Genomic DNA, 13011 nt, shown 5'->3' on the forward strand with positions numbered 1-13011 from the left:
CCACCCACCGGCACCCCCGCCCGGGAAGCGCAGCGGACCGGCTCGCTCCACGCCGCCGGCCCGCGCAGCGGGGACCGGCCTCACTGGCAGGCGCGCAGCGCCGGGGCCCTCCCCCCTCCGCGCGGTCAAGGCACGCAGCGCCGCAGACGCACCACTCCGCACCTGCCCGAACCTCAGCCCCGCTCAAACGGGCGCGGCTCCCAGCCGAGCTGAGCACAGAGCGTGCCGTGCAGGAGATCGGCATCGACAAGTCGACGATCCTGCCGCGGCGCGCAGCGCCAGCTCAGGGGCCAGGTGAGACCGGTGAGCGCGGGGATGCCGACGTAGGCGTCCCGGCCGCCCGATCCCAGACGGGTGATGCCGGGCGGCCAACTCCGGCCGGCAGAGCTTCCGGCGGCGACCAGGAAGTACATCCACCAGCCCGCGGAGGACTGCGCGATCACCGGCCCGGGTTCGCCGTCCGTCAGCGCTTCGAGACGTGCCGCCAGCTTCTCCCCGACCTCCTGCCCGACCCGGACGGCATCGAAGAAGACCCCGACCTTGCGGAGCCGGTGCCCGGAGACGGGTAGCCAGGGGTGAAAGATGCACGCGTGATTACTTTCTGTATTCATACCTCCACTCTCGGCAAGCATGGCTAGCCTGAACAGGGCCGGAGCCTCGACAGAGGCGGGGTGGGGGTCGGAGGCCGACTCCCGTGCAGACACGTGGAATTGAGCTGACGGGTGTGGGGTGGCTGGGATGGGTCAAAGTGCTGGATCTTCGGGGACCGCGCGGTACTTCGCCGAACTACTGCGCAGGTTCCGCAAGTCCCGCGGCCTCACGCAGGCCCAGTTGGGCGAGCTGGTTCATGTCTCCGACTCGTACGTCAGCGCCATCGAGACGTGCGAGCGGATCCCCTCGCCCGAGTTCATCGCGGCGGCTGACGAGGCGCTGGAGGCGGATGGACTTCTGGCGCTCGCTACTGAGCATCTGGCTCACGACCGGTACCCAGCCTTCTTCAAGGACTTCGCAAAGCTGGAGGCGGACGCGCTGAGCGTCTCCTCGTACAGCACGCACATGCTGAATGGGCTGCTGCAGACGGAGGACTACGCACGGGCGGTGATCAGTTCGCGGTTCCCACCGCTGGAGGACGACGAGGTCGAGCGGTTGGTCGAGGCGCGCCTCGCGCGGCAGACGCTGTTCTTCCGCAAGCCGGTGGCGTTGTTCAGCTTCGTCATTGAGGAGTCCGTGCTGCGTCGCCGATTCGGAACCCGCGACGCCATGCACGAACTGCTTGACCACATCCTGCGCTGCGCGACACTCAGGAATGTGGTGGCCCAGGTCGTGTCCTCGGGTCGTGGCGAGCACGCCGGAGCCGACGGTGCAATGACCCTGGTTGAGACGCCGGAGCATAAGCACCTGGCGTATCTGGAAGCCCAGGAACGCAGCCTGCTGGTCTCGGACCCGGACGAGGTAGCCCGCTACTCCCAGCGTTATGCAATGATCCGAACGCAGGCCCTCGGGATTGAGGAATCCGCAGCTCTGATCACGCAGTTGGCGGGAGAGACATGAGCAATCTGGTCTGGTTCAAGAGCACCTACAGCGGCGCCAGTGGCGGCGAGTGCATCGAGATCGCCTACGACTGGCGCAAGTCCACCCACTCCGGCGGCAGCGGCGGCGAGTGCGTCGAGGTGGCCATCCACCCCACCACCGTCCACATCCGCGACTCCAAGGACCCCCACGGCCCGGCCCTCGCCGTTCCCGCCGCCTCCTGGGCTGCGTTCGTCGCCTTCGCCGCCTCTCAACCCAGCTGACCTGAGCCTCGGGGGGTCACACGTGTTACTCCAGTCGGCTGCCGCGAACTACACGACGCTCTTCACGATGTTCGGCGCCATCACGGCGGCGCTCATCGCAGGGGCCGGGCTGCTCTATCAGATACGCCGTACGCGGGCGCTGGAGCGGGACAAGGCCACCTGGACGGCCGACCTCGAGAAGCAGAAGGTGCAGTACCAGCTCGATGTCGATCTGGAGGTGAAGCGCCGGACGTGGAACCACGAGCAGGAGACGGCCGAGCGGGAGCGCCGGCGGGCCGAGGCGGAAGCGGAGCGGGAGCGGGAGCGGGCCGCGCAGCTGGAGGCGACGGTCCATCGTGATCTGGAACTCGGTGCGGCCGAATACTGCGAGAAGCTGGCGCACGAGCTGTCGATGCTGCGCATCCTCGACCTGTCACGGCCGCTGGACCTGAAGAAGCTGTACGTCCAGGTCCGGGTCCAGGAACAAGTGCCGCTGAGTTTCCTGAGCCATGACACGTTCGACTTGGTCAACAGCTCTGTGGCGTTCGAAAGCAAGGGGTCAGGGTCGGTCGTCATCGAACCGGTCCTACTCGAATTCTTTATCGGACACGGCACGTTCAGCCGGGCGGCCCCCGTCACCCTCGCACCGATGGAGGCGCTGCAACGGCATCAGCGCATCGTCGTCGTGGGGGACCCCGGCGCCGGCAAGACCACGATGCTGCGGCATCTGGCGTTCGTCATGGCATCACAGCGCGGGACGGCCGGGACACCCGATCTGCCCGCGTACGTCGAGCTGAACCACTTCATGGCGAACGAACACACCGACCTCCTCGACTACCTCGCCGAGTTCTGGGCCGACCGGTACGGGTTCGCGGGCTCGCGGGCCCATTTGGAGTCGAAGCTCACCGACGGAACGGCCGCCCTGCTACTCGACGGCCTGGACGAGGTGCTGGGCGGCGGATCCACCGAGGAAGCGACGGCGGCGTACAACAGCATCGTGCGGGAGGTGAACCGGCTGGCGACCCGGTTCCCGAGGGCGCTCATCGCCGTCACCTGTCGGCGTCACGGCTGGCGCGGCGGGCTGCAGCCGTTCCAAGTGATGGAGGCGCTCGACTTCGGGTGGCCGCAGATCAAGACGTTCATCGCGAACTGGTTCGGCGCGAAGGACGGACGTTCCGGCGCGCTGATGCACGCGCTGTCCGGCAACTCCCGGTTGCAGACCCTCGCCGCGAACCCGCTGCTGCTCAGCCTGATCGCCATCGTGTACGAGCGGGACCTCGAACTTCCCGAGCGGCGGGCGGCGTTGTACCGCCGGTGTGTGGAGGTGATGCTCCGCGAGTGGGACGCCCACCGGCAGATCTCCCGGTACAGCCGCTTCACCACGGACAACAAGCAGGATCTCCTCAAGCAGATCGCCTGGCACTACCACCGGCTGGGCCAGCGGTATTTCGCCGAGGACGATCTGTTGGAGCTCATCGCGGACTATCTGCCGACGATCGATCTCCCGCCGGGCGACAACCGCGCCATCCTCGACGAGATCGCCGCCCAGTACGGCCTGCTCAAGGCCCAGGCACATGGCTGGTACGGGTTTCTGCACCTGACGCTCCAGGAGCACTTCGCCGCCACCGCCCTGTGGGAGCTGGGTCCCGAAGGGATCGAGCTGGCGACGGCGAAACGCTACGACCCGTGGTGGGAGGAGGTCGTCCTGCTGCTCGCGGGATCGCTGCCGGACGCCACACCGCTGCTGGTCGGCCTCCTGCAACTCCCAGCTGACGGATCCGGCCGGGAGGGCGACGTCCTCGATCTGCCGGACGACGATCTCTTCCACACGGATCTGCTCATAGCGGCGAGCTGCCTGCCCGGCAGCCCGCGTATCGCCGACGCCCGGCTGCGGCAGCAGATCGTGCGCTCGCTCTGGCGGCTGTGCGAGACCACCCCGTACTGGAACGAACGGGATCGGGCCGCGCAGGTACTGGTCGCACTGCTCGGATCTGGGCGCCAACTACCCGAGGTCATCAACTACATCGCTGATGACCAGCACCGGGAAACGACGCGGATGGCCCTGGTCACCGCGCTGGGCACGCTCGGTGGCCGAGGGGTCGGCGAAAGGCTGCTGGGGCTGCTGGCGCTGCGGCCGGACCTGTCCGTGGAACTGCGGCAGCAAATCGTGTGGGCACTGGGACGCCTGCGCGTCGCCGGTGCGGTACCCGCGCTCCTGAGGGAGCTCACGGTCCAGCTCGCCCGTCCCGACACGTCCGCGACCCGGTACCAGCGAGCCGAAGGCCTAAAGACGGTAGCAGAGGCGCTGGGCGCCACCGGTGGCCCCGCTGACACGCTCCTTCTGCTGCTGGACCAAAATGCTGAATCAACCAATGCCAGCTCGCTGGTCGCGGCTGTGGGTCACGCACTGCTGCAACTCGACGATCCCGCCGTGCCCGATCTCATCCTGCGCCACGTGGAGCGGAGGGGCGGATGGAGTCTGGGCTTCGGTACGACCCTGGCCGGGAGCTATCTGGAGATCGTCGGAGAACCGGGCTTCCGGACGCTCCTCGATACCGTCCTCACCGGTTCGCCTTCCGAGTCGGAGGCCGCCCTCATCATGGGGGACCTGGCGGACTTCGTCACGAGGGGACACGGCCGGGCCAGTCGGGACGATCTGCTGACTCTGGCCCACGATGACACCCGGTCGTGGCAGGTTCGCTGGCTCGCCATGGACTGTCTGGAGCATCTGTCGGGGAACCCCGGCGACCTCGCCCCTCTGGTCTCCCACACCGACCGGCATGTCGCGGTCTCCGCAGCGGTCACATTGGCAGCATGGGGAGCCCCGGATTGCCTTCCCCTGGTTCAGGAGGCGATCCTGGAGCACGACCTGACGGCCGCCCTAGGCTTCTTCTTGGCACCCGACAACTACTGGACCCGGTCCATCGTCGATCGCGTGGCCCGGGCCCTGACGGCTTACCACGATCCCGAATTCTCCGGCCGGCTCGCCAGGGCAGTGCCCGAGGACGAGCATCCGTTTTCGTCCAAAGCCTGCTGGCTTGGGGAGTTCAACCCGGAGGCGTCCTTCGACCGCTATCTCCACCAGCTCAGCGTCCCAACGATCCACCCAGCGGCGGTACACGCGCCGTGGGAGCTGCCCCCTTCGCGGGTACCGGCCGCCCTGGCGGGGATCCGCGCTCTCCACTCCCAGCCGGCCCACATCAGCGGCACCGCAACCAGCCGGCTCCTGAGCGCGATCTCCGAGGTCGGCGACGACACGGAGACCGTGGTCGGACTCCTGTCGCTGGTTGACCTGTTCGGGAACCTTCGGCACTTCGCCGATCCGGGTGACGAGGCCAGCCAGAGCTACCGTGGCCTGCACCGAGCGCTCTATGCGGTCAGCCGCCGCGCCCGCGTGCGCGTGCTCAAGGACGGGACCGTCGTCCCGATCACGTCACGTTAGCGCGCGGCGAACCCGCTACTCGCCCCCGCCCACCGCCGCCGACGCCCCGCCCGACTCCGCCGCCGTCGCGCCGATCGGCTCGACCAGGACCGTGCCGATGCGGTTGCGGCGGCCGGCCTGGGTTTCGGCGGTGAGGCGGAGCGCGGTGGGCTGGTCGGGGGTGTAGGCGCCGTCCTGCGGGAGTTCGACGAAGGCGGAGGCGCCGGGGATCGGGACGCGGCCGAGGGACTTGGCGAGGAGGCCGCCGACGGTCTCGACGTCGTCGTCGTCGAGTTCGCAGCCGTACAGGTCTCCGAGGTCGCCGATGTCGAGGCGGGCGGTGACGCGGTAGGAGCCGCCGCCGAGGTCTTCGACCGGCGGGACCTCGCGGTCGTACTCGTCGGTGATCTCGCCGACGATCTCCTCGAGGATGTCCTCGATGGTGACGATGCCGGCCGTGCCGCCGTACTCGTCGATGGCGACGGCGACGTGGTTGCGCTCCTGCTGCATCTCGCGCAGCAGGTCGCCCGCGTTCTTGGTGTCCGGGACGAAGGTGGCGGGCCGCATGACGGACGAGACGAGGTCGTTCTCGGCGTCGCGGTTGATGTGCACCCGGCGGGCGAGGTCCTTGAGGTAGACGACGCCGACGATGTCGTCCTCGCTCTCGCCGGTGACCGGGATGCGGGAGAAGCCGCTGCGCAGCGCGAGGGTCATGGCCTGCCGGATGGTCTTGAAGCGCTCGATCATCACCAGGTCGGTGCGGGGCACCATCACCTCGCGGACGATGGTGTCGCCGAGCTCGAAGACGGAGTGCACCATACGGCGCTCGTCGTCCTCGATGAGGGACTCGGACTCGGCGAGGTCGACCATCGCGCGCAGTTCGGCCTCACTCGCGAACGGGCCGCGCTTGAAGCCCTTGCCGGGGGTGAGGGCGTTGCCGAGGAGGATCAGCAGGCCGGGGACGGGGCCCATGATGCGGGCCAGCGGCAGCAGGACGTAGGACGCCGCCGTGGCCGTGTTGAGCGGGTGCTGGCGGCCGATGGTGCGCGGGGAGACGCCGACCGCGACGTAGCTGACGAGCACCATGATGCCGATGGCGACGCCGAGGACCTGCCACGTCTGGTCGAAGCGGCGGTCGCAGACCACCGTCACCAGCACGGCCGCCGCCATCTCGCAGCCGACCCGGACGAGCAGGGCCACGTTGAGGTAGCGCGTCGGGTCGGAGGCGACGGCCATGAGCTTGTCGGCGCCGCGCCGGCCGGTACGGACGGACTCCTCGGCGCGGAAGCGCGAGGTGCGGGCGATACCGGCTTCGGCGCAGGCGGCGAGCCAGGCGACGACGACGAGCAGTACTGCGGAGAGGACCATCGCCGTCAGTGGGTCGTGGTCGGGGCCGGGGAGGGGCCCTCGATGCCGCGCTCGGTGCGCCAGCCGTCGAGAATGGCCTTCTGGAGGCCGAACATCTCGCCCTTCTGGTCGGCTTCCTCGTGGTCGTATCCGAGCAGGTGCAGCACCCCGTGGACGGTGAGGAGCTGGAGCTCCTCGTCCATGGAGTGCTGCGTCTCGGCTTCCTCGCCCTGCTTCTTCGCCACTTCCGGGCAGAGCACGATGTCGCCGAGCAGGCCCTGCGGCGGCTCCTCGTCGTCCTTCCCGGGGCGCAGTTCGTCCATCGGGAAGGACATGACGTCGGTCGGACCGGGGAGGTCCATCCACTGGATGTGCAGCTGCTCCATGGCGGCCGCGTCCACCACGATCACCGACAGTTCGGCGAGCGGGTGGATCCGCATGCGCTGGAGGGCGTAGCGGGCGATGTCGAGGACCGCCTGCTCGTCGATCTCCCAGCCTGACTCGTTGTTGACGTCGATCGCCATGGTGCGGTGCGGCTACTCTCGGTTAGGAGGTACGGGCTCGGCCGCCGTTTGCGGCGCTTCGCCCGGCCTGCTGGTCGGCGTTCCCGTCGTCGAAACGCTCGTACGCATCGACGATGCGTCCCACCAGCTTATGACGCACGACGTCGGTACTCGTCAGGCGCGAGAAGTGGACGTCCTCGACGCCTTCCAGAATGTCCTGTACCTGCCGAAGGCCGCTCTTTGTGCCGTTGGGCAGGTCGACCTGGGTGACGTCGCCCGTGATGACCATCTTGGACTCGAAGCCGAGCCGGGTCAGGAACATCTTCATCTGCTCGGCGCTGGTGTTCTGCGCCTCGTCGAGGATGATGAACGCGTCGTTCAGGGTGTTGTGCGTCAGCAGGTAGTTCTCAGTGACGTAGAGCGAGTCGACCGCCGCCACCTGAATGCATACAGCCTCTTCGCGCCCGGCGGGCTCGATACTGTCGACGAAACGCATCGGCCGCCCGCCGCCCCCGGCTGCCCGGTACTTCTCCAGCTTGCGTACGAGCCGGAAGGGCTCCACGCCGTCGGGAAGCCGGATGTCCAGAACGTGAGCGTCATTTCGGTGGTGTACATCGCGCCCGTTGGCCTTGCCCGGCGTCCGGCCTTCGGCGACCCGGCGCCGGCTGTACGCGACACCACCCAGCGACTGGACCAACGCGATGACGCCGTCCCGAAGCGCGGCCGAGGTCGTCGTGTACTGGATTCGACACGTCCGTCCGGCCTGAGTTACCGGCCCTCCATCAGCGTCGAGAAGTCCTTGGAGCAGACTCAGGCGGACCTCGGCCGAGTTGTGGAGATAGACGTCAGGTACGAATTTCGTGTGCGACCGGGTACCGAAGAGACCCAGAGCGCGCAGAGCTCCCGTGACCGGATTCTCCAATGTCATGACATCGCCCGGCGCCTTCACCCGGCTCAGCGTGTAGTCCACCCGGCTCTTCCATCGCACCTGGACACCTGGCAGGACCACCTCCAGAGCTGAGGCGAGTTCCGGATCAGCAGTGGCGAACGCGGGCGTCGTGCGGCCCGTCAAACAGCCGTCACCTAGCAGCAGCCCGAGGGCATAGGCGTCCATCGGAACATCACGCTCGGGGAGGCACACCGGTCCGCTCAGCAGCGGCAGCTCGTATCGACGGGCATGCGCGGCGCGCAGTTTTCCGATCATCTCCTTGGTTTCGAGGACCCGCCACGGCTTCCCGCGACGGCGATCCGACGCTGTCCTGACCGTCCAGAGATGGTCGCCGCAGCAACGCGTCGAGGACCCGTCCTGGGCGGTGAGGCGATAGATGTCCTTCTCACCTTGCGGGTACACGCCCAGGACGACCGTCGGCTCGCCATTCGAACCGATGACCAGGTCCCCCACCGCAAGACCTCCGATGGGGCGGAAACCATCCGGCGTCAGTACGTTGGTGGTGACCGGCTGGGCCCGGCCGCGCATGTACGCCAGCGGGGCGACCTCGATCGTCCCGGAGGCCATCAGCCGCGGGATGGTGTCGGGGTCGATCATGTCGTGCAGCGCGTCGACCAGCGGGCGCAGATACGGGTCGATCTTCTCGAAGAGCGTGCCGGGCAGGAAGCCCAGGCGCTCCCCGGCCTCGACGGCGGGACGGGTGAGGATGATCCGGCTGACCTGCTTGGCCTGCAGGGCCTGGATGGCCTTGGCCATGGCCAGGTAGGTCTTGCCGGTGCCCGCGGGCCCGATGCCGAAGACGATGGTGTTCTTGTCGATGGCGTCGACGTAACGCTTCTGGTTGAGCGTCATGGGGCGGATGGTGCGGCCGCGGTTGGACAGGATGTTCTGCGTGAGCACCTGTGCCGGGGTCTCCCCCTCCGGGTCGGCCGCGTTGCCGTTGGCGCGCAGCATCGCGATGGACCTCTCCACTCCGTCTTCCGTCATCGGCTGGCCGGTGCGGAGCACCAGCAGCATCTCGTCGAAGAGCCGCTGGATGAGGGCGACGTCCTTGGGCTTCCCGGTCGCGCTGATCTCGTTGCCCCGCACATGGATGTCGGCGGCCGGGAAGGCCGTTTCGATCACGCGGAGGAGGGCGTCACCCGATCCCAGGACCGTCACCATGGGGTGCTTGGCCGGAACGACGAAGTGGGCGCGTGCCTGAGGCTGGTGCTGTGTCGGTGTCTGAGTCATGGGCCGGCTCGGAGCCTGGGAAACCCACCTTCTGATGACGACGTGCCCGGTGAGGGCCTTGGAATACCAAGGGTACGTCGGTGACCCTTCTGGCCCGAGGGGTTTTACGCCGGGGTTTCGCACCCGGTTTCGGAGCAGCCTCCCGCGCCCTCAGCGCCTGCCCGTTCCCGCCGGTCCCGCCGGGCGGCGGCGGAAGCCGATGGTGGGCACCGCCCGGGGCAGCGGTCCCGGCCGGGTGCCGGACGGCAGCAGGGCGTCGAGGAAGGCGTACCGGCGCAGCGCGTCCCCGTCCTGGTCGTCGAAGGTCTTCGCGTGCTGCCACCAGGCGGCGATCTCGATCCAGCCGGGAGCCGACAGCGAGCCGCCGAACTCCTGGACGGACAGGGCCGCGGAGAGGCAGGCGAAGGCGAGCCGGTCGGCGAGCGGCCAGCCGGCGAGGGAGCCGGTGACGAAAGCGGCGACGAAGACGTCGCCCGCGCCCGTCGGATCCAGCGCCTCGATCAGCAGCGCCGGGACCTCGGCGGTCTCACCCGTCGCCGAGTCCACGGCGTACGCGCCCTCGGCGCCGAGCGTGACGACGGCCAGCGGCACCAGCTCGGCCAGTTTGCGGGCGGCGGCGCGCGGGCTGTCGGCGCGGGTGTAGTTCATGGCCTCGGCGGCGTTCGGAAGGAAGGCCGCGCAGTGCCGCAGGTCCGCGAGGTCCGCCGGGTCCCAGCGCCCCGAATCGTCCCACCCCACGTCGGCGAAGATCCGGCTGCCGTGCCGGGCCGCGTGCCCGATCCACTCCTGGCCGCCCTTCTCCAGCGAGGCCACGCAGGCGCGGGCCGCCGGCGGGCATTCGGGGGCGGGCTCCTCGGGCGGCGGCGCCTCGTGGCCGTGCGAGACCATCGTCCGCTCGCCCTCGTAGGCCATGGAGACCGTGACCGGCGAGTGCCAGCCGGGGATCCGGCGGGACAGGCCGAGGTCGATGCCCTCCCCCGCCGCCAGGCTGTCCCAGCAGTAGTCGCCGTACATGTCGTCGCCGAAGGCCGCCGCCAGTTGGGTGCGCAGGCCGAGCCGGGCCAGGGCGGTGGCCATGTTGGCGATGCCGCCGGGGCTGGAGCCCATGCCGCGCGCCCACGATTCCGTGCCGCGCACCGGCGCGCTGTCCAGGCCGGTGAAGATGATGTCCAGGAAGACGGTCCCGGTCAGGTATACGTCGGACAGCGCGTCCGTGGGAGAGCGGATCGCGGCCAGCGGGTCGAACACGGGGTGGTCGTCCATGAACAACACTGTGCACGATGAGACTGACAGTGGAGGTCACAGACGCATGAGACTCGTGATTCTCGGTGGCGGCGGTTTCCGCGTGCCCCTGGTGTACCGGGCGCTGCTCGCGGACGCGGGCGCCCCCGGCGCCTGCGACGAGCTGGTGCTGCACGACACGGATCCGGTACGGCTGCGGGTCGTCGCGTCCGTGCTGGCCGCTCAGGCGGCCGGCGTGCCGGGCGCTCCGGCGGTACGGCTCGCCCATGACCTGGACGACGCGCTGCGCGGCGCCGACTTCGTCTTCTCCGCGATCCGGGTCGGCGGCACGGCGGGCCGGGTGGGCGACGAGCGGGTGCCGCTCGCGGAGGGAGTGCTCGGGCAGGAGACCGTCGGCGCGGGCGGGGTGCTGTACGGGCTGCGGACGCTGCCGGTCGCGGTCGCCATCGCGGAACGGGTGAAGGCGCTGGCGCCCGACGCCTGGGTCATCAACTTCACCAACCCGGCCGGGATGGTGACCGAGGCGATGGCGCGGGTGCTCGGCGAGCGGGTGATCGGCATCTGCGACTCCCCGGTCGGGCTCGTACGCCGCGCCGCGCGCGCCGCGGGCGCCGACCCGGACTCCCCCGCGTTCCGCTACGACTACGTGGGCCTCAATCACCTGGGGTGGCTGCGGGGGATGTGGGACGGCGGCCCCGACCTGCTGCCGGGCCTGCTCGCCGATCCCGACGCGCTGGACTCGTTCGAGGAGGGCAAGCTCTTCGGGGCGCCGTGGCTGGCCGCCCTGGGATCGCTGCCCAACGAGTATCTGCACTACTACTACTTCGAGCGGGAGGCCCTGGCGGCGGTGCGGTCCGCCGCGGCGACGCGCGGGGAGTTCCTGGACCGGCAGCAGGGCGGGTTCTTCGCGTCGGCGGCCGCCTCAGAACGGCCCGGTGAGGCGTACGCGCTGTGGGACCGGACGCGGCTGGAGCGCGAGGAGACGTACATGGCGGAGAACCGCGCCGCCACCGGCGGCTGGCAGCGCGACCCCCACGACCTGGACGGCGGCGGCTACGACCGGGTCGCGCTGGCCCTGATGCGGGCCATCGCGCGCGACGAGCGGACCACGCTGATCCTGAACGTGCCGAACGGGACGACCGTCGCCGCGCTCGACGCCGAGGCGATCATCGAAGTGCCCTGCGAGGTGGGCTCCTTCGGTGCCCGGCCGCTGCCGGTGGCGGCGCCCACCGAGCACCAGGCCGGGCTGATGCTCACCCTCAAGGCGGTCGAGCGGTCGGCGATCGAGGCCGCCGCGTCGGGTTCCCGGGCGGCGGCTCTGCGGGCGCTGGCGCTGCATCCGCTGGTGGACTCGGCGGCGGTCGCGGGCCGCATCCTGGACGCGGCACTGCCGGGGTAGGTCCTCCGGGCGGGCCTCAGAACTCCACTACCGAGCGCAGCACGTCGCCCTCGTGCATCCGGGCGAACGCCTTCTCGACGTCGCCGAGCCCGATCGTCTCCGTCACGAAAGCGCCCAGGTCCAGGCGCCCCTGCAGGTGGAGGTCGATCAGCATCGGGAAGTCCCGGGACGGCAGGCAGTCCCCGTACCAGGACGACTTGAGCGAGCCGCCGCGCCCGAAGACGTCCAGCAGCGGCAGTTCCAGCGTCATCTCGGGGGTGGGCACGCCGACGAGCACGACGGTGCCTGCCAGGTCCCGCGCGTAGAACGCCTGCTTGTACGTCTCGGGGTGGCCGACCGCCTCGATGACGACGTCCGCGCCGAATCCGCCGGTCAGTTCCCGGATCGCCTCGACGGGGTCGGTGGAGCGGGAGTTGACGGTGTGGGTGGCGCCCATCCGGCGCGCCATCTCCAGCTTGCGGTCGTCGATGTCGACGGCGATGATCCGGCCCGCGCCCGCGAGCCGGGACCCGGCGATGGCCGCGTCCCCGACGCCGCCGCAGCCGATGACGGCGACGGAGTCGCCGCGTCCGACCCCGCCGGTGTTGATCGCGGCGCCGATCCCCGCCATCACTCCGCAGCCGAGCAGCCCGGCCACCGCCGGGGAGACCGCCGGGTCCACCTTCGTACACTGCCCGGCCGCGACGAGGGTTTTCTCGGCGAACGCGCCGATGCCGAGGGCCGGGGACAGCTCCGTGCCGTCCTCCAGGGTCATCTTCTGCCGCGCGTTGTGCGTGTTGAAGCAGTACTGGGGGCGGCCGCGCAGACAGGCGCGGCACTGACCGCACACGGCGCGCCAGTTGAGGATGACGAAGTCGCCCGGCGCGACCTCCGTGACACCCTCGCCGACCGACTCCACGATGCCGGAGGCCTCGTGGCCGAGCAGGAACGGGAAATCGTCGTTGATCCCGCCCTGCTTGTAGTGCAGGTCGGTGTGGCACACCCCGCAGGCCCGCACCTGGACCACGGCCTCCCCGGGCCCCGGATCCGGCACCAGGATCGTCTCGACACGGACGGGTTCGTTCTTGCCGGGCGCGATGACGCCGCGTACGTGCTGAGTCATGGATTCACCGTACGCCCGACCGGCCGTCCCCCGCAGGCACCGT

At 69.7% G+C, this 13011-nt stretch carries 10 protein-coding genes; 4 read left to right on the plus strand and 6 right to left on the minus strand.

The window, feature by feature from the left end; all coding sequences use genetic code 11:
* Positions 1-173: 173 nt before the first annotated feature.
* On the minus strand, positions 174-611 hold the full coding sequence (locus O3X23_RS18595) for a hypothetical protein (protein ID WP_269272532.1): 438 nt from the start codon (positions 609-611) through the stop codon (positions 174-176).
* A gap of 127 nt (positions 612-738) precedes the next feature.
* On the opposite strand from O3X23_RS18595, the gene O3X23_RS18600 reads away from it, so the two are divergent.
* From O3X23_RS18600 to O3X23_RS18610, 3 genes are read left to right on the plus strand one after another with little or no spacing between them, the layout of a single operon-like run.
* Positions 739-1551, plus strand: a complete 813-nt coding sequence (locus O3X23_RS18600) for a helix-turn-helix domain-containing protein (protein ID WP_269272533.1) — start codon at positions 739-741, stop codon at positions 1549-1551.
* On the plus strand, positions 1548-1793 hold the full coding sequence (locus tag O3X23_RS18605) for a DUF397 domain-containing protein (protein ID WP_269272534.1): 246 nt from the start codon (positions 1548-1550) through the stop codon (positions 1791-1793). The genes O3X23_RS18600 and O3X23_RS18605 overlap by 4 nt, the downstream gene beginning before the upstream one ends.
* A 22-nt stretch (positions 1794-1815) precedes the next feature.
* On the plus strand, positions 1816-5214 hold the full coding sequence (locus tag O3X23_RS18610; RefSeq protein ID WP_269272535.1) for an NACHT domain-containing protein: 3399 nt from the start codon (positions 1816-1818) through the stop codon (positions 5212-5214).
* 15 nt (positions 5215-5229) lie between these two features.
* Here the strand turns inward: O3X23_RS18610 and O3X23_RS18615 are convergent, their stop codons facing one another.
* The 4 genes from O3X23_RS18615 to O3X23_RS18630 all read right to left on the minus strand — a co-directional run bounded on the left by O3X23_RS18615 (position 5230) and on the right by O3X23_RS18630 (position 10488).
* Positions 5230-6561 (minus strand): hemolysin family protein, encoded by a 1332-nt coding sequence (locus tag O3X23_RS18615; protein WP_269272536.1) that lies wholly within the window; start codon positions 6559-6561, stop codon positions 5230-5232.
* A 5-nt stretch (positions 6562-6566) separates the two neighbouring features.
* Positions 6567-7064, minus strand: coding sequence for an rRNA maturation RNase YbeY (gene ybeY / locus O3X23_RS18620; protein WP_269272537.1), 498 nt, complete (start codon positions 7062-7064; stop codon positions 6567-6569).
* 22 nt (positions 7065-7086) lie between these two features.
* Positions 7087-9225 (minus strand): PhoH family protein, encoded by a 2139-nt coding sequence (locus tag O3X23_RS18625; protein WP_269272538.1) that lies wholly within the window; start codon positions 9223-9225, stop codon positions 7087-7089.
* Positions 9226-9375: 150 nt separating this feature from the next.
* Entirely contained in the window at positions 9376-10488 is a 1113-nt protein-coding gene (locus tag O3X23_RS18630; RefSeq protein WP_269272539.1) for a carbohydrate kinase family protein, read from the minus strand.
* A gap of 46 nt (positions 10489-10534) precedes the next feature.
* On the opposite strand from O3X23_RS18630, the gene O3X23_RS18635 reads away from it, so the two are divergent.
* Positions 10535-11866, plus strand: a complete 1332-nt coding sequence (locus O3X23_RS18635) for a family 4 glycosyl hydrolase (protein WP_269272540.1) — start codon at positions 10535-10537, stop codon at positions 11864-11866.
* 16 nt (positions 11867-11882) lie between these two features.
* On the opposite strand, the gene O3X23_RS18640 is transcribed toward O3X23_RS18635, so the two are convergent.
* Positions 11883-12968, minus strand: a complete 1086-nt coding sequence (locus O3X23_RS18640) for an S-(hydroxymethyl)mycothiol dehydrogenase (protein ID WP_269272541.1) — start codon at positions 12966-12968, stop codon at positions 11883-11885.
* Positions 12969-13011 lie beyond the last annotated feature (43 nt).

Source organism: Streptomyces sp. H39-S7, assembly GCF_027158205.1.
In the GTDB taxonomy this organism is placed as follows: domain Bacteria; phylum Actinomycetota; class Actinomycetes; order Streptomycetales; family Streptomycetaceae; genus Actinacidiphila.